Origin of the sequence: Thioalkalivibrio denitrificans (assembly GCF_002000365.1) — a bacterium.
GTDB classification, from domain to species: domain Bacteria; phylum Pseudomonadota; class Gammaproteobacteria; order Ectothiorhodospirales; family Ectothiorhodospiraceae; genus Thioalkalivibrio_A; species Thioalkalivibrio_A denitrificans.
On the sequence record NZ_MVBK01000051.1, the window covers coordinates 17,108 to 34,490 of the forward strand.

14 protein-coding genes are annotated in these 17,383 nt (G+C 64.9%); 11 read left to right on the plus strand and 3 right to left on the minus strand.

The window, feature by feature from the left end:
* The first annotated feature begins 122 nt into the window (after positions 1-122).
* From B1C78_RS09280 to B1C78_RS09310, 7 genes are all read left to right on the plus strand, one after another.
* Positions 123-521, plus strand: coding sequence for a DUF6627 family protein (locus tag B1C78_RS09280; protein WP_077278884.1), 399 nt, complete (start codon positions 123-125; stop codon positions 519-521).
* A gap of 50 nt (positions 522-571) precedes the next feature.
* Positions 572-958: a DUF6627 family protein gene (locus B1C78_RS09285; protein WP_077278885.1), complete on the plus strand. Its 387-nt coding sequence runs from the start codon at positions 572-574 to the stop codon at positions 956-958.
* Positions 958-1,971 carry a PA2778 family cysteine peptidase gene (locus B1C78_RS09290; protein WP_425443969.1) on the plus strand — a complete coding sequence of 338 codons (1,014 nt, stop codon included), beginning with the start codon at positions 958-960 and terminating at the stop codon, positions 1,969-1,971. Before B1C78_RS09285 ends, B1C78_RS09290 begins: the two co-directional genes overlap by 1 nt.
* An 8-nt stretch (positions 1,972-1,979) precedes the next feature.
* Positions 1,980-2,204 carry a GDCCVxC domain-containing (seleno)protein gene (locus tag B1C78_RS09295; RefSeq protein WP_077278887.1) on the plus strand — a complete coding sequence of 75 codons (225 nt, stop codon included), beginning with the start codon at positions 1,980-1,982 and terminating at the stop codon, positions 2,202-2,204.
* A 444-nt stretch (positions 2,205-2,648) separates the two neighbouring features.
* Positions 2,649-3,182 carry a porin family protein gene (locus B1C78_RS09300; protein ID WP_077278888.1) on the plus strand — a complete coding sequence of 178 codons (534 nt, stop codon included), beginning with the start codon at positions 2,649-2,651 and terminating at the stop codon, positions 3,180-3,182.
* 393 nt (positions 3,183-3,575) lie between these two features.
* Positions 3,576-6,287, plus strand: coding sequence for a cation-transporting P-type ATPase (locus tag B1C78_RS09305; RefSeq protein ID WP_077278889.1), 2,712 nt, complete (start codon positions 3,576-3,578; stop codon positions 6,285-6,287).
* Between the two features lie 257 nt (positions 6,288-6,544).
* Complete coding sequence (locus tag B1C78_RS09310) at positions 6,545-9,253, plus strand: cation-transporting P-type ATPase (protein ID WP_077278890.1); 2,709 nt, start codon at positions 6,545-6,547, stop codon at positions 9,251-9,253.
* A 149-nt stretch (positions 9,254-9,402) separates the two neighbouring features.
* On the opposite strand, the gene B1C78_RS09315 is transcribed toward B1C78_RS09310, so the two are convergent.
* A complete protein-coding gene (locus B1C78_RS09315) occupies positions 9,403-9,975 on the minus strand; it encodes a nitroreductase family protein (RefSeq protein WP_077278891.1) in 573 nt (190 codons plus the stop codon).
* A 112-nt stretch (positions 9,976-10,087) separates the two neighbouring features.
* Between B1C78_RS09315 and B1C78_RS09320 the strand changes: the two genes are divergently transcribed.
* The 3 genes from B1C78_RS09320 (at position 10,088) to chrA (ending at position 13,763) form a co-directional block, all read left to right on the plus strand.
* On the plus strand, positions 10,088-11,008 hold the full coding sequence (locus B1C78_RS09320) for a pirin family protein (RefSeq protein WP_077278913.1): 921 nt from the start codon (positions 10,088-10,090) through the stop codon (positions 11,006-11,008).
* Between the two features lie 428 nt (positions 11,009-11,436).
* Positions 11,437-12,405 carry a chromate resistance protein ChrB domain-containing protein gene (locus B1C78_RS09325; RefSeq protein ID WP_077278892.1) on the plus strand — a complete coding sequence of 323 codons (969 nt, stop codon included), beginning with the start codon at positions 11,437-11,439 and terminating at the stop codon, positions 12,403-12,405.
* The gene (gene chrA, locus B1C78_RS09330) at positions 12,402-13,763 is read left to right on the plus strand and encodes a chromate efflux transporter (RefSeq protein WP_245795386.1); all 1,362 of its coding nucleotides are present in this window, start codon (positions 12,402-12,404) and stop codon (positions 13,761-13,763) included. The genes B1C78_RS09325 and chrA overlap by 4 nt, the downstream gene beginning before the upstream one ends.
* Before the next feature lie 138 nt (positions 13,764-13,901).
* On the opposite strand, the gene B1C78_RS09335 is transcribed toward chrA, so the two are convergent.
* Positions 13,902-14,663 carry a TIGR01458 family HAD-type hydrolase gene (locus B1C78_RS09335; RefSeq protein WP_077278893.1) on the minus strand — a complete coding sequence of 254 codons (762 nt, stop codon included), beginning with the start codon at positions 14,661-14,663 and terminating at the stop codon, positions 13,902-13,904.
* A 134-nt stretch (positions 14,664-14,797) separates the two neighbouring features.
* The gene (locus tag B1C78_RS09340; RefSeq protein WP_077278894.1) at positions 14,798-16,063 is read right to left on the minus strand and encodes a 6-phosphofructokinase; all 1,266 of its coding nucleotides are present in this window, start codon (positions 16,061-16,063) and stop codon (positions 14,798-14,800) included.
* Between the two features lie 297 nt (positions 16,064-16,360).
* Here B1C78_RS09340 and B1C78_RS09345 point away from each other — a divergent pair, with 297 nt between their 5' ends.
* Positions 16,361-17,371 carry a class 1 fructose-bisphosphatase gene (locus tag B1C78_RS09345; protein WP_077278895.1) on the plus strand — a complete coding sequence of 337 codons (1,011 nt, stop codon included), beginning with the start codon at positions 16,361-16,363 and terminating at the stop codon, positions 17,369-17,371.
* The last annotated feature ends 12 nt before the right edge of the window (positions 17,372-17,383 follow it).

Below are 17,383 nucleotides of genomic sequence, written 5' to 3' on the forward strand. Positions count from 1 at the left end.
AAGTCCGACAGGCTGCTAGACACCGGAACCCGCGCACGAAAACGCGAAACCGATCATTGACGCCCGCACCGGGGGTGCTGACAATTGAGTGACTATCCATCCATACGGCCCGGAGCAAGAACATGAGAACAAGAGAAATCACCAAGCGTTTCATCGCCCTGCTGTGTGTCTTTGCCCTCGTGGGCGCGAGCCTGAGCCCCGCCATCGCGAGCATGGTGGGCACTGACCAGATGATCGCCGCGGAACAGGCACAGGTGGATCGTGAACGCCTGCTGGAGACCCTCTCCCGTGACGACGTGCGCAATCAGCTCACTGCCATGGGTGTCGATCCCGCTCAGGCCGAAGCACGCGTGATGCGCATGACCGATGCGGAAGTGGCCGCGCTCAACGAACGCCTGGATGAACTGCCGGCCGGCGGCAATGCCCTGCTTGGCGCGCTGCTGATCATCTTCATCGTGTTCGTCATTACCGACGCGATCGGCGCCACGGACATCTTCCCGTTCATCCGGCCGGTCAACTGAGCCTGACCCTGGTCGTCCCGCGACACAACAACTCATAAGGAGACAGACCGATGATTTCAGTGCGTCGACTGACCGTGATGGCCGCCACCCTGCTCCTGTTCGCGTTGGTGACGTCCCCGCTTCATGCCTCGATGGTGGGCACGGGCGAGATACTTGCCGCCGAGCAGGCGCACGCGGATCGTGCCCAGCTGCTCAAGACTCTGTCACGGGAAGACATGCGTCGACAGATGGAACGTATGGGCGTGACGCCTGAACTGGCCGAGGAACGCGTGGCACGCATGACCGACGAGGAAGTCGCCGCCATCAACGAGCGCCTCGGCGAACTGCCGGCCGGTGCGGGCACACTGGAAGTGGTGGCCATCATCTTCCTGGTGCTCGTGCTGCTGGACGCCCTGGGCGTGACCGACATCTTCGCCTTCGTCCGTCCGGTTCGATGATGAGTGCCAGCCCGGACGCCCGCCGGTCGGCGGGCGTCCCTTTTTTTTTCACCTGGACCATTCTGCTGGTGTCACTGCTGGCCATCGCCGGCTGCGCCACACCCACCCAGACCCGCGAGATCGCCCGCAGCGCGCCCGCCGGGCTGCCCGAGCGCGTCGAGCTTTCCCACGTGGACTTCTTCCCGCAGGAGGACTACCAGTGCGGGCCTGCGGCGCTGGCCACCCTGCTTACGGATCGGGGTATCGACATCGGCCCGGACGCGCTGGTGGGCGAGGTGTACATACCCGAGCGGCGCGGCAGCCTGCAGACGGAGATGCTGGCGGCGGCCCGGGCGCGGGGCCTGGTGGCCTATGTGCTCGAACCCGAGCTGGAGGATGTGCTGGCCGAGGTCGCCGCGGGCAACCCGGTGCTGGTGTTCCAGAACCTGGGCATCAACATCATCCCTCGCTGGCACTACGCCGTGGTGATCGGATATGACCTCGCGGACCGCGAGATCTACCTTCGCTCGGGAACCATCGAACGGCATGTGAACAGCTTCAGCCGCTTCGAGCGCACCTGGCTGCGCGGAAACCGCTGGGCGTTCGTGACGGTGCCGCCGGACACCCCTCCGGCCACCGCCAGCGCCCTGCCCTGGCTGCGCTCCGCCAACGCGCTTGAGACAACGGGACTGATCAATCCCGCCGCCACTGCCTACGAAACCGCCACGCGCGAGTGGCCCGAGCACCCCGTGGGCTGGATCGGCCTCGGCAACACACGCTACGCAGCCCGGGACCTGGAAGGCTCGGAAGAGGCCTTTCGCGGCCTCCTGGAGCATCAACCCGATGCACACGCCGGATGGAACAACCTCGCGCACGTGTTGAAGGCCCGGGGTTGCGGCGACGAGGCCCGTGCCGCCGCCCGATGCGCCATCGCCCTGGACCCGGACAACGCCCGTTACCGGCAGACCGGCGACACAATGAGCGACGCACCCTCGGAGCACGCCTGCGCACCGGTGACCTGCCCCGTGGAGTGACTGCGGCCATGGCAGACACCATCCTCGACTCCACCCTCACCTGCCCGCAATGCGGCCACCGCAAGACGGAACGCATGCCCGTGGATGCCTGCCAGTGGTACTACGAGTGTATGGAATGCCACACCCTCCTGCGCCCCAAACCGGGCGACTGCTGCGTGTTCTGCTCTTACGGCGACGTCCCTTGCCCACCGGTCCAACAGGCCGGCCCCGGCGCACCCTGCTGCACGTCCTGACGGTGCCTGGGGATACATGGGCGTTTGTTAACCACGAAGCACACGAAGGGCACGAAGGAAAATGATTGCTGTCGGGATTGGGGTCTCGCCTGGCCGATGCCGGTCGATTCCTCGTCCGGTGGCTTCGTCCACTTGATGCGGACATGTCTCTCGCAAAGGCGCGAAGCTCGCAAAGAGAAGCGTGAAATATGATGGGGCGGGCTGCGCCCGCCGTGCAGACGCCACGCTACCGGCAGCGGCACCCATGGATCCGGTAGCCCCGGAACACGCGGGGCCAACAGCAGGAACTTATGTTTTCCTGGCGTGCTTCGCGCCTTTGCGAGAGAACCCTTCTTTTGATTTTTCCTGCAGCCCTCCCGATTTCCGAGAACCGTTCACGGAAACCTGGCCAGGCGTTGACCAGACTTGGAGGGTAATCCCCATGCCACGCACAGGAGGCGTCCCATGAAACTGCGTCGCACCTTCATCCCACTCGCTGCCGCCCTGCTGGCCAGCGGCCCCGCCCTCGCGCAACAGACCACCGTGGATCCCGCCGTGGCCGTGCTCGGCGGCATGATGTTCCCGGACGTCCGCGGGGCCGACGACGACTTCATCTACGGCCTCGAACTGTCCTGGAATTGCCACATCCTCCGGCCGGCACAGGGCCGCGTGCGTCATTTCGTAAGCGTCACCCGCTACGATGACAGCCCGCTCAGGATGACCAGCGCGGAACTCAATTCCCATTACACCATGGACCTCACGCCCGACCTGGCCCTCGGTTTCGGCCCCGGCATCGGCTACGCGCGCACCGACATCGGCGACGATGACCACGGCCTGTGGTCGTTCCAGTTGGGCGCCCACATGCACCTGCGCCTCCCCAACAACCTGTTCCTGGGCGGCGAGGCCCGCTACCAGTTCACCGAGAGCGCCCGCTTCGAGGGACGCAACCAGGACGCGGACAACCTGCGCATCCTCGGCAAGATCGGCATCCATTTCTGAGCCCGCGCCGGGGAACTTTCAGGCCCCATTCACCACGAAGCACACGAAGGGCACGAAGAACTTCCAAAGAAGTATGTCTCTCGCAAAGGCGCGAAGCACGCAAAGGAAGGCGTGAATGAATGGGTGGGGCGGGCTGCGCCCGCCTTGCCGCACGGCGTCACCTGCGGCGGCAGCCAGGGCCGCCCTGTGGCCCCTGAACGCACAGGTCCAATATCAAGAACTTGTGTCTTCTTGGCGTCCTTGGCGCTCTTTGCGAGAGAAATGTCTTTTCTCATTACGATCCTTCGTGTGCTTCGTGGTCGAACTACGGGTCTCGCGTAAGTCCGCAGCTTGCACCGAGGCACCGGATTCCCGACCATCACCCCGGAAGGCAAACCAGAACAATCGGGATTCATGGACACTGCAAACGGTGAGACACCCTCCTCCCGGGACTGGCACACCCTCTCCGCCGAGGACGCGCTGTCACACTGGCAGAGCGACCGCCAGGGGCTGAGCGCGGAGGCGGCGAAGGAACGCCTTTCCCGCTACGGACCGAACAGCCTGCCCGCCCCCGAAAAGGCGGGGCCGCTGCTGCGCTTTCTGCGTCACTTCCACAACGTCCTGATCTACATCCTGCTGGTGGCGGCGCTGGGCACGGCGTTGCTGGGCCATTGGGTGGACACGGGCGTGATCCTCGCCGTGGTGCTGATCAACACCATGATCGGGTTCATCCAGGAGGGCAAGGCGGAAAAGGCCCTGGATGCCATCCGTGAGATGCTCTCCCCCAAGGCGGCAGTGATGCGCGACGCCAAGCGTCGCGAGGTGCCCGCCAACGAACTGGTGCCCGGTGACATCGTGTACCTGCAGGCGGGGGACCGGGTACCCGCCGACCTGCGTCTGCTGGAGGTGAAGAACCTGCGCGTGGAGGAGGCGGTGCTCACCGGTGAGTCGGTGCCGGTGGAGAAGGCCGTTGATCCCGTGGCCGCGGACGCCCCGCTGGGCGATCGCACCTGCATGGCATTCTCCGGCACCCTGGTGGCGTTCGGGCGGGGTGCGGGTGTGGTGGTGGGGACCGGCGCCCACACGGAGATCGGGCGCATCTCCGAGATGCTGGGCGAGGTGCAGAGCCTGCAGACGCCCCTGGTGCGCCAGATGGAGCAGTTCGGCCGCTGGCTGGCCGTGGTGATCATCTTCATCTCCGCTGCCACCTTCGCCTTCGGCTACTGGGTGCGCACCTATCCCCTGGACGAGATGTTCCTGGCGGCGGTCAGCCTCGCGGTGTCCACCATACCGGAAGGCCTCCCGGCCATCATGACCATCGCGCTGGCCATCGGCGTGCAGAAGATGGCCAGGCGTAACGCCATCATCCGCCGTCTGCCGGCAGTGGAGACCCTGGGATCGGTCTCCGCCATCTGTTCGGACAAGACCGGGACGCTTACCCGCAACGAGATGACCGTGCAGACGGTTGTCACGGCGAAACAGCGATTCGATGTCACCGGGGTGGGCTACGAACCCCGCGGGGGATTCCTGCTGGACGATGACGACGTGGATCCCGACGACCATCCGGCGCTCAACGAGACCCTGCTCGCGGGACTGCTGTGCAACGACGCGGTGCTCTACGAACGTGCGGGCCAGTGGGTGATGGAAGGCGACCCCACCGAGGGCGCCCTGATCACCGCCGCCTGCAAGGCGGGGCTCGATCCGCACCAGCAGCACGAGCGGCTGCTGCGCACCGACGTGATCCCCTTCGAGTCGGACCACAAGTACATGGCCACCCTGCACCACGACCACGAAGGTCACGGGCGAGTGTTCCTGAAGGGGGCGCCGGAGCGGGTGCTGTCCCTGTGCGAAAGCCAGCGGGAAGGAGGCAGGAACGCGCCCGTCGACCGGGAGGCCTGGCACCGGCACATGGAGGAGATCGCGGCAAGGGGCCAGCGGCTTCTGGCGGTGGCGGTGCGCGACGCCGCGCCGAAGCAACGCGACCTCACCTACGCGCACATCGAGGAAGGCGACTTCACTCTGCTGGCGCTGCTGGGCATCATTGATCCGCCCCGGGACGAGGCCATCGCGGCCGTGAAGGAATGCCGGGAAGCGGGCATCGGCGTGAAGATGATCACCGGCGATCACCTGGTCACCGCCCGGGCCATCGGCGAACAGCTGGGTATGGGCAACGGCATCGCCGCGCTCTCGGGCCATGAGCTGGAAGACATGGACGAGGAGGCCCTGCGCCGGGCGGTGCAGGAGGCCGACGTGTTCGCCCGCACCACGCCGGAGCACAAGCTGCGCCTGGTGCAGGCCCTCCAGGCGGACGGGCGGATCGTGGCCATGACCGGCGACGGCGTGAACGATGCCCCGGCGCTGAAACGCGCCGACGTGGGCGTGGCCATGGGAATGAAGGGCACCGAGGCCGCCAAGGAGGCGGCCGAGATGGTGCTGGCCGACGACAACTTCGCCTCCATCGCCCACGCCGTGGAGGAAGGGCGCACCGTCTACGACAACATCCGCAAGGCCATCCTGCACACCCTGCCCACCAACGCGGGCCAGTCGCTCACCATCATGATGGCCATCCTCATGGGGCTGGCCCTGCCGCTCACGCCGGTGCAGGTGCTGTGGGTAAACATGGTGACCTCGGTGACGCTGGCCATGGCGCTGGCCTTCGAGCCGGCGGAGCCGGGAGTGATGAAGCGTCCCCCCCGGCGCCCCGACGCGCCGCTGCTCTCGGGCTTCCTGCTCTGGCGCATCCCGTTCGTGGCCATCCTGCTGTGGGCCGGCACCTTCGGACACTTCGTGTACATGGAAGAGGTCCTGGGTGTCTCCGACGAACTCGCACGTACCGTGGCCATCAACACGCTGGTCGCCGGCCAGGCCTTCTACCTCCTGAACCTGCGGCTCATCCACCAGCCGGTGCTCATCGGCTGGGAGGTGTTCCGCTCCCGGGCCATGTGGATCGCCATCGGGGTGCTTATCGTCCTGCAGTTTACGTTCACCTTCGCACCGGTCATGAACACCCTGTTCGGCACCACCCCGGTGCCACTGGAACACTGGTGGCGTATCCTTCTGTTCGGGCTGTTGGTGTTCATCATCGTGGAGACCGAGAAGGTCGTCATCCGGAAGTTCTTTCCATGAACGAAACTAGCCCGCATATCTCACCGGTCGGACACCGGCTGGCGCACAAGAGGCGGAAACATAAGTGGAATACGTTGAAATGGTCGCCAACCTCAGCATGACAGACTGTTCCCGCCGGTGTCCTATCGCGGTTCAGGCTCGTCTTCGCGCCCGTATGCTTGCTCTTCACTCAACCCATAGCTACGGCTATGGGTTTCGCTCCAGAGCGGCGCCTACGAACGCGAATCCTTCGCCTGCTCCCGCGATCCCGGTGAGATATGCGGGCTAAGCAGGACACCGCCTGGCACAGCCGGGGGGTGGAGGACGTACTGGAGGCGCTGGAGGTCTCCGACAAGGGGCTGGGCACGGAGGACGTGAAGGCGCGCCTGGAGCGTTACGGCCCCAACCGACTGCCGCCGCCGGAACGGGCCGGACCGCTGAAGCGTTTCCTGCTCCAGTTCCACAACGTGCTGATCTACATCCTGATCGCGGCCGCGGTGGGCACCGCCTTCCTTCAGCACTGGGTGGACACCGGCGTGATCCTCGGCGTGGTGCTGATCAACGCCGTCATCGGCTTCATCCAGGAGGGCAAGGCGGAACAGGCCCTGGACGCCATCCGCAGCATGCTCTCGCCCAAGGCGCTGGTGCTGCGCGACGGCGAGCGTCATACCGTGCCCGCCGAGGACCTGGTGCCCGGCGACATCGTGTTCCTGCAGGCCGGCGACAAGGTGCCCGCGGACCTCAGACTGCTGCGTGTCCACAACATGCGCATCGACGAGGCGGTGCTGACCGGGGAATCAGTGGCCGTGGACAAGCAGGCCGACCCCGTGGACGAGGACGCGGACCTGGGCGATCGCGCCAGCATGGCCTTCTCCGGAACGCTGGTCGCCTACGGCCAGGCACGCGGGGTGGTAGTGGGCACCGGCGCCGAGACCCAGATCGGCCGGATCTCCACCATGCTGGGCGAGGTGGAGCAGCTCACCACACCGTTGCTTCGGGACATTGCCGTGTTCGGACGCTGGCTGTCCGTGGCCATCGTGCTGCTTGCCGGCTTCACCTTCGTCTTCGGCTACTGGTTCCGGGATTACGACATCCTGGAGACCTTCCTGGCGGCCGTCAGCCTGGCCGTGGCGGCCATCCCCGAGGGTCTGCCCGCCATCATGACCATCACGCTGGCCATCGGCGTGCAGCGCATGGCGGCACGCAACGCCATCATCCGGCGGCTCCCGGCCGTCGAGACCCTGGGTTCCGTCACCACCATCTGTTCCGACAAGACCGGCACGCTCACACGCAACGAGATGACGGTGAAATCCATCGTCACCGCAGAGGACGTCTTCGAAGTGGGCGGCGTGGGTTACGAGCCCCACGGCGGGTTCTCGCGCGACGGTCAGGACCTGGAACCGGACGAGCACCCGGTGCTCTCCGAGGCGCTGCGCGGAATCCTGCTTTGCAACGATGCGGAGGTGCGCCAGCGCGACGGCGAATGGCGTCTGGAGGGGGACCCGACGGAAGGTGCCCTGGTCACTGCGGCCCTCAAGGGCGGGCTGGATCACAAGGAGACCAACGAACTCTATCCCCGGGACGACGTGATCCCCTTCGAGTCCTCCTACAAGTTCATGGCCACCCTGCACCATCACCACGAGGGGAACCACAGCTTCGTGTATCTCAAGGGTGCGCCGGAACGGGTGCTGGCCGTGTGCGATCGCGAACGCACCGTGGACGGCGACCGGGAGATCGACAACGATCGCTGGCAACAGCAGATGGACGAGATCGCCGCGAAGGGGCAGCGCCTGCTGGCGCTGGCCGTCAACGACGTGGAAGCGGACAAGCGCACGCTGGAGTTTCCCGACATCGAGGACGGCGGACTCACGATGGTGGCCTTGTGCGGCATCATCGATCCGCCCAGGGACGAGGCCATCGAGTCGGTGGCGGAATGCCAGTCGGCGGGCATCGTGGTCAAGATGATCACCGGCGATCACGGCGTCACCGCCCGGGCCATTGCCGACAATCTCGGCATCGACACGGCGGGCGGCGTGCTCACCGGCCACGAACTGGAGAAGATCTCCGACGAGGAGATGAAGCAGACGGTGCGCGAGGTGGACGTGTTTGCCCGCGCCACACCGGAACACAAGCTGCGGCTGGTGAAGGCCATCCAGGCCAACGGCCACGTGGTGGCCATGACAGGCGACGGCGTCAACGACGCACCGGCGCTGAAGCGCGCCGACGTGGGCGTGGCCATGGGCATCAAGGGCACCGAGGCTTCCAAGGAGGCCGCGGAGATGGTGCTGGCCGATGACAATTTCGCCTCCATCGCCCACGCCGTGGAGGAAGGGCGCACGGTCTACGACAACCTGCGCAAGGCGATCCTCTTCCTGCTGCCCACCAACGGCGGCCAGGCCTTCACCATCGTGGCCGCCATCCTGCTGGGTCTGACCCTGCCGCTGACCCCCGTGCAGGTGCTGTGGGTGAACATGGTGACCGCGGTCACGCTGGCGCTGGCACTGGCCTTCGAGCCCACCGAGCCCGGCGTAATGGAACGCCCGCCTCGCCCACCCGAGACGCCCATCCTTTCGGGTTTTCTCATCTGGCGGGTGGCGTTCGTCTCGGCCCTGCTGGTGGCGGGCACCTTCGGCCACTTCCTGTGGATGGAGCAGCAGGGCGTGGCCGTGGAGATAGCCCGCACTGCAGCCATCAACACCCTGGTCATGGGGCAGCTCTTCTACCTGTTCAACAGCCGCTACATCCTGGAGCCCGTGTTCAACCGGGCGGGCCTGTTCGGCAGCCGCGCTGTGCTGATCGCCATCGGCGTGCTCATCGTACTGCAGGGCCTGTTCACCTATGCACCGCCCGTGCAGTTCCTGTTCGGCACCGCCGCCCTCGGGCTCGAGGAGTGGGGCCGCATCCTCGCCTTCGGCGTGGCCCTGTTCGTGCTGGTGGAACTGGAGAAAGCGTTCCTCAAATGGCGCGAGGTGGGGGCGGATCGGTAGGCTTCGAACGTCAAAAGCCTTCGACGCAAAGGCGCAAAGACGCAAAGGGGCGCAAAGCTTTTCGGGTTAAAGACCAACAGACTCTTTGCGTTCCTTTGCGTCTTCGCGTCTTTGCGTCGAGGCTTTTTTCAGTCGAGCCCCGCATCTGGTCAACGGGACATGCTTCCTTCGGTGATCATGTCATCGAGGGGATTGCGATCCGAGGGGGTTTCGCGCTCGCGCAGGTCCTCGGGCAGCACATCGGCATCGGCCCGTCGGCCCAGCGCGATCACGCAGATGGCGTTGTACTCATCCGGATCGACGCCGGTGACTTCGTAGGCCTTGTCCTGATCAAAGCCGCCCATGGCATGACAATGCAGGCCCAGCCGGTTGGCTTGCAGTGCCAGCGCCATCCACGCAGACCCGGTATCGAAATCCGCCCAGCGGTTGGGCTTGCCGTTCTTCCTGAACTGCCTGCGACTGAACGCGATGATCAGTACCGGCGCCCGGCTGGCCCATGACCTGTTCTTGTCGGTGAGTACGGATTGGAAACGCTTAAGATCTTCCTCCGACACCGCATAAACGAAATGCCAGGGTTGTTCGTTGAAGCAGGATGGGCTCCACCGGGCCGCCTCGAACAAGGTCATCAGCTCCTCGTGGCTGAGCTTGTCCGGCAGAAAGGCCCTCGGAGACCACCGTTCGATAAAGCGCGTATCGAGTCTGGAAAATGTTGTCTGTCGCATGGATCAGGCCTCGTACGGGTGAACCGACATCATGTCATGATCAGGCATCCGGCCGCAGGGATGGCGCGGGTGTATGATGAGAAACGCCGTCAACTGTGATGCAGGGTCCGCCATGAGCATAGAAACCACCGTCGACGAAGAACAGATCGAGCAGCCGGGCCCATGTACCGCCATTGATCTGATGATTTACCCCAAAGAACATGATCTGGGCGGCTTCTCCGTGCGCCGCGCGCTGCCGTCCGGCAGGCGGCGCATGGTCGGGCCCTGGATATTCTTCGATCACATGGGGCCGGCCATGTTCGAACCGGGTAAGGGCATTGATGTGAGACCCCACCCCCACATCAACCTGGCCACGGTGACCTACCTGTTCAAAGGCGAGATGCTGCACCGGGATTCCCTGGGCAATGAGCTGACCATCACGCCGGGCGCAATCAACCTCATGGTGGCCGGCAAGGGCATCGTCCATTCCGAGCGCCAGCGCGAGGAGGTGAAGGCCGCCAACAATATGCTGGACGGGCTGCAGCTCTGGCTGGCCCTGCCGGAGGCCGATGAAGAGATCGATCCGGCGTTCCATCACTACGACCGCGCGCATATCCCCTCGGTGACGGTGGACGGGGTTGCGGTGCGCGTGCTCATCGGTGCTGCGTATGGCGTACAGTCGCCCGTCAGGACCTTCGCCCAAACGCTCTATGTGGAAGCCGCCCTCAAGGCCGGTCAGAGCCTGACACTGCCCGACGGTGTCGATGAACGGGCGCTCTACGTGGTCAAGGGAAAGCTCAGGGCCCTGGGCAGCCTGATCGATCAATACAGCATGGCCGTTCTGCACAAGGGCCACACCGTGACGGTCCAGGCCGAGGAGGACACCCAACTGGCGCTTATCGGGGGCGAGGCGCTGGGCGAGCGCTACATCTGGTGGAACTTCGTCTCCAGCCGCAGGGAGCGCATTGAACAGGCCAAGGCGGACTGGAAGAACGGCGCCTTCCCCAAGGTGCCGGGGGACGAAGTGGAGTTCATTCCCCTGCCGGAGCGATAGCCGGGCTGTTTGAACCACGAAGCGCACGAAGGGCACGAAGAACAGATTGTTGCTGTTCGGATCGGGGTATATCCGAGCTTGCCTCCGACCCATGGTCCGGTTGCTTCGTCGGCCGGAAAGGAAATATCTCTCGCGAAGCCGCAAAGCCCGCAAAGAAGGCCTAAGAGCAATGAACTGATTTCCTCTTTGCGGGCTTCGCGGCTTTGCGAGAGTCCCTGCATCTTGTCATCGAAGCAACCGGACAGGCGGTCTGTCAGCAGAGCCGGGTAAGCCCTTGACCCCCACAGCACAAGTCCCTTTTTCTTCGTGCCCTTCGTGTGCTTCGTGGTTCAAACAGCATTTTCTGTGACCCCGGATCGCGCTTCGCCGATCTGACCCGCCACACAGCATATTGTCACAGGTATTACCTGTAATGTAATGTTCGTTACATGACTTCTGTGCCGCCCCGCTGGCAAATGCTGATCCTGTCCTTCCCCGGAGGCCGGAATACCAGTCGGGTGCGGCTTTGGCGTGCCCTCAAAGCGCTGGGCGCAGGGACCCTGCGCGACGGGGTGTATGTCCTGCCGGAACGGGCCGATCTGCACGAGGCCTTGGGGGGCCTTGCGGAGGATATCCGTGCCGCGGGCGGGCAGGCCCACCACCTGGTGTTTGCGGTGCCCTCCGACGAAGACGACCGCTACAAAAAACTGTTCGACCGCACGGAGGAATACCGCGCCGTCACGGAAGCCGCAACGGCGCTGTGCGGCCGGATCGATGACCTGCCCGAGCCGGAGCTGCTCAAGCAACTGCGACAGATTCGGCGGGATGCCGATCACCTGCACCGAATCGACTATTTTCCTGGGCCGGAACGTGACGCCATGAGCGAACAGCTTGCGGCTCTGGAAGGCGCAGTCCAGGGACGGCTGTCTCCTGATGAACCGTCTCAGGCGCCGGAACAAGCCATCGCTCGTCTCAACGTGCGTGAGTATCGGAACCGGACCTGGGCCACGCGCGCCTCCCTGTGGGTGGACCGGGTGGCCAGTGCCTGGCTGATCAGGAGATTCATCGATCCCGAGGCCCGGTTCCTGTGGCTGGCCCGTCCGGCGGACTGCCCTGCTGACGCGCTGGGTTTCGACTTCGACGGGGCCGCCTTCACGCACGTGGGCGACCGCGTCACGTTTCAGGTCCTGACAGCGGCATTTTCCCTGGAGGACGACCCCGGCCTGGTGCGCCTGGGCGAACTGGTGCGCTTTCTCGATATCGGCGGCGCACCGATCGCCGAAGCTGCCGGTTTCGAGGCCGTTCTCACGGGCGCCAAGCAACGCTGCCCCGACGATGATGCCCTGCTGGACGCTGCATCACCGGTGCTGGACGACATGCACCGCAGCTTCTCTCCCACACAGGAACGGAACCCATGAGCAACGACACCGGCACGCGACCATCACCCGCCGAAAAACCGGCACCTGTCGGCCTGCTGGAGGCCTTCCGCTGGTGGCTGAAACTGGGATTCATCAGCTTCGGTGGACCCGCCGGACAGATCAGCATCATGCACCAGGAGCTGGTGGAGCGGCGGCGCTGGATCTCCGAGCACCGCTTCCTGCACGCCCTCAACTACACCATGGTGCTGCCGGGACCCGAGGCGCAGCAGCTGGCCACCTACATCGGCTGGCTCATGCACGGCACCCTGGGCGGCGTCATCGCCGGTACGCTGTTCGTGTTGCCGTCGCTCTTCATCCTGATCGGGCTGACCTGGATCTATCTGGCCTTCGGTGACGTGCCCGTCATTCAGGCGATTCTCTACGGCATCAAGCCGGCGGTGACCGCCATCGTCGTGCACGCCGCCTGGCGCATCGGCAGCCGGGCCCTGAAGAACGGAGCGCTATGGGCCATGGCGGCGGCGGCGTTCGTGGCCATCTTCGCCCTGAACATCCCCTTTCCCTACATCGTCATCGGCGCAGGCATCATAGGCTGGATCGGCGGGCGCCTGTCACCGCATCGTTTCAAGCTGGGCGGCGGGCACGGATCGGCCGGAAAGGCAGGGTACGGCCCCGCGCTCATTGACGACGACACGCCTGTGCAGCCCTGGATGCGGTTCCGCTGGCCGCGGGTGATACTTTTCGCGGTGATCGGCCTGCTGCTCTGGGTGGGCGTGCTGGGGATGCTCCTGGCCCTGTACGGCTGGGACGGCACCCTCACGCGCATGGGCGTGTTTTTCACCCAGGCCGCGCTGGTCACCTTTGGCGGCGCCTACGCCGTGCTGCCCTATGTCTATCAGGGCGGTGTGGAGACCTATCAGTGGCTCACGGCGCACCAGATGATCGACGGCCTCGCGCTGGGCGAATCCACGCCCGGGCCGCTGATCATGATCGTCACCTTCGTGGGCTTCGTGGGCGGCTGGACGCACGCATTCCTGGGCACGGAATCCCTGGTGATGGCCGGCGTCCTGGGGGCGGTGGTGGCCACCTTCTTCACCTTCCTGCCCTCCTTCCTGTTCATCCTGGTAGGCGCCCCGGCCGTGGAGGCGACGCGCCATGAACTTCACTTCACCGCGCCGCTGACCGGCATCACCGCCGCGGTCGTGGGGGTGATCCTGAACCTCGCCGTGTTTTTCGCGTACCACGTGCTCTGGCCGGAGGGCTTCGAAGGTGACTTCGAGTGGTTCTCGGCGCTGCTCGGCATTGCCGCCTTCATTGCGCTGTTCCGGTACAAGGTCGGCATCATCCCCCTTCTCATCACCTGCGCGACCGTGGGGGCCGGTTACCAACTGCTTCTCTGAAGATCGTTTTGCCACAGAGAGCACAGAGGTCACAGAGAATTTCAAAATCCGAGCTCGCTCGCCAAGGCGAGCCAGAAGTCGAGTAAGGTTGGTTTCGATCCTTCTCTGTGACCTCTGTGACCTCTGTGGCTAACCGGTTCAGATAGCCAGACCATCAACCACAGCCGACAGATCATCCACCACTCGGGAACGACCGGCTTCGATACGCCCCTCGTCGCTGGGGCGGTATTTGCCGGTCCTGACCAGGCAGGCCTGAAGGCCGGCGTCGAGGGCACCCTCCACGTCGGCCTCCACGTCGTCGCCCACCATGAGTACCTCGGCAGGCTCAAGACCCATGTCCGACACCGCAGCTTGGAAGAAGTCCGCGGACGGCTTTCCAAGCACCGTGCCCTGCATGCCGGCGGCATATTCCAGGGCCCTGAGGAACGGCCCGATGTCCAGGCTCAGGCCATCGGCCTCCCTGAAGTAGCGGTTGTTGCCCATGGCGAGCAGCGGCGCGCCCTCCATGAGCAGACGGAACGCGCGGTTCAGCCGCTCGTAGGTAAAGCTGTCTCCCGCGTCCCCGAGCACGACTGCATCGGGTTCGCCCGCGGGAAGGTCCGCGAACTCAGGCTCGAGGCCCGGATGGATGATCAGCAAGGGTGTGAGCTTCTCGCGCTCCAGCACGGCCCGCACGGCACCGGGAGCAGTGAAGATCTCCGCCTCCGGGATGGAGAATCCCATGCGCACAAGCTTCTCGTGAATCGCGCGGCGCGGGCTGCGCGTGGTGTTGGTAATGTAGCGCACCGGCATCCCCGACCCCTGCAACCGCACCACCGCATCCAGCGCCCCAGGCAGGGCCTGATCGCCCACGTACAGCACACCACTCAGATCCAGCAGGACACCTCGGATCGTCGTCATTCCGTCGCCTTCCTCTTCCCATTGGGCTACAGGCATTCAACGCAGAGGACGCGGAGACGCAGAGGCCGCAAGATCCAGAACCAGAAAACCTCTGCGAACTCCGCGTCTCCGCGTCCTCTGCGTTGACAGCGAGCTCACGACGACTCGCTTTCAAACGCAGGCAGCTTCTTCTCCAGCAGTTCGCCCCGAATGCGCACGTAACTGGGCAGGCCGTTCTCGTAGGGGGGGTAGTCCTCACCGTCGATGAGCGGGGCGAGGTGCCGGCGGCAGGCGGCAGAGATGCCGTAACCGTCCTCGGTGATGTACTCGCGGGGCAGGCCCTGCTCGATGTCGGCCACCTGCTCCAGCGGCACCCGGTCCACGGTCCAGAGATAGGGCTCATCGCACAGGCGTTTGATCACGGGCATGAAGCCCGTGTGCCCTTCCACCGCGAAACGAACCGCCATGGCACCGGCGGCGTAGGCCTGCTCCACGTCCAGGCGCGAGGCGATGTGGCGTGCGGCGCGCTGGATGTAATCGGCCACCGCCCAGTGGACCTTGTGGCCGGTCTCTTCCTTGACCATGCGCGCCAGGATGGGCGCCACGCCACCGAGCTGCGTGTAGGCGAACACCTCGTGTTCCTGGGCCACGGTGAGCAGCTTGCCGTCGGGGCCCTTGAGGCCCTCGGAGGCCACCACCACGCAATAGCCGTGGGCCTTGATGATCGTGTTCAGGCGCTTCAGGAAATCCTCCTGATTGAACGGGATCTCGGCGAACAGGATCAGCATGGGCGGCGTGTTCTCCGCCTGCTGGGCAAGCGCCGCGGCCGCGGCCAGCCACCCGGCATGGCGCCCCATCACCTCCATGATGAACACCTTGGTGCCGGAACTGGCCATGGATTCCACATCCATGCTGGCCTCGCGCACCACGGTGGCGATGAACTTGGCGGCGGAGCCGAACCCGGGGCTGGTGTCGGTGCAGGCCAGATCGTTGTCGATGGTCTTGGGCACGCCGATGCTGCGAATGGGGTAGTCCATCTCGTCGGCGATACGCGCCACCTTGAGCGCGGTGTCCATGGACCCTCCGCCGCCGTTGTAGAAGAAGTAGCCGACGTCATGGGCCCGGAACACCTCCACCAGACGCCGGTACTGTTCGGGGTGGGTGTCGGGATTGCCCAGGTCAAAGCGGCATGAGCCGAACGCGCCGCCGGGCGTATGGCGCAGGCCGGCGATGGTCGCGTCGCTCTCCCGTTCAAGATCGATCAGTTCCTCCTTGAGCACGCCCAGGATGCCGTCCCGGGCGGCGAAGATGCGGCCGAAGGTCTCCGGGTAGCGGCGTACGGTCTGGATTACACCACAGGCGCTGGCGTTGATGACGGCGGTGACCCCGCCGGACTGGGCATACAACACGTTGTTGGGCATCGGTATCCGGTTCCATGTTGGTGATGCGGGAGAACGCCGCCGGCAATGCTTCCCGAGGCAAAATCCGGGCCGCGGTAGGGGGATGCGCGCCGGTCAGGGCGTTTTGCTATGATACGCGCCCTGATTTGACGGCCGCCTTGGCGCAATGTCAGTGCTTGCCCCCTCAGGTTAACAGCTTGCGGGTCCCGGGCAAGCCGGGGCATCGCGCCACCCGTCCTGCCCCGCTAAGGTGCTACGTGCACCGCCATCGATCAGGCGAGGCCCGGATTACCCTTAAACATTAGGAAGTCTGCAACCATGCATATCGGCACCACGTTAACCAACTACATCATCGAGACCCAGCGCAACTTCAAGGGCGCCACGGGTGAGTTCACCGGCCTGCTCAACGACATCGCCGTGGCCTGCAAGAAGATCTCCGACCTGGTCAACAAGGGCGATCTGGTGGACATCCTGGGCAGCGCCGACTCGGAGAACGTACAGGGCGAGACCCAGAAGAAGATGGACGTGATCTCCAACGAGATCTTCATGGAGGCCCTGCAGCACAACGGTCACGTGGCCGGACTGGCCTCCGAAGAGGTGGACGACATCTGCCGGATGCCCAAGGACGCACCCCGGGGCCACTACCTGGTGCTGTTCGACCCGCTGGACGGATCATCCAACATCGACGTGAACGTCTCCGTCGGCACCATCTTCTCCATCCTCAAGGCCTCGCCGCACCCCGGCGACCCGACCACCGAGGACTTCCTGCGCCCCGGCACCGAGCAGGTGGCGGCGGGCTACTGCCTGTACGGCCCTTCCACCATGATGGTGCTGACCACCGGGCAGGGCGTGAACATGTTCACTCTGGACCGCCACTTCGGCGAGTTCCTGCTCACCCACGAGAACATCACCATCCCGGAAGACACGAAGGAGTTCGCCATCAACGCCTCCAACATGCGTTTCTGGGAGGCCCCGGTGAAGCGCTACATCGACGAGTGCCTGCAGGGCAAGGAGGGCCCGCGAGGCAAGGACTTCAACATGCGCTGGGTGGCCTCCATGGTGGCCGAGGTGCATCGCATCCTGACCCGCGGCGGCATCTTCATGTATCCCATGGACGAGAAGATCAAGGCCAAGGGCCAGGGCGGCAAGCTGCGCCTCATGTACGAGGCCAACCCCATGAGTTTCATCATCGAGCAGGCCGGCGGTGCCAGCACCACCGGGCGCGAGCGCATCATGGACATGAAGCCCGAGCACATCCACCAGCGCGTCCCGGTGGTGCTCGGGTCGAAGAACGAGGTGGACCTGGTTACGGCCTACCACCGGAGCTGATCAATGTTCTCT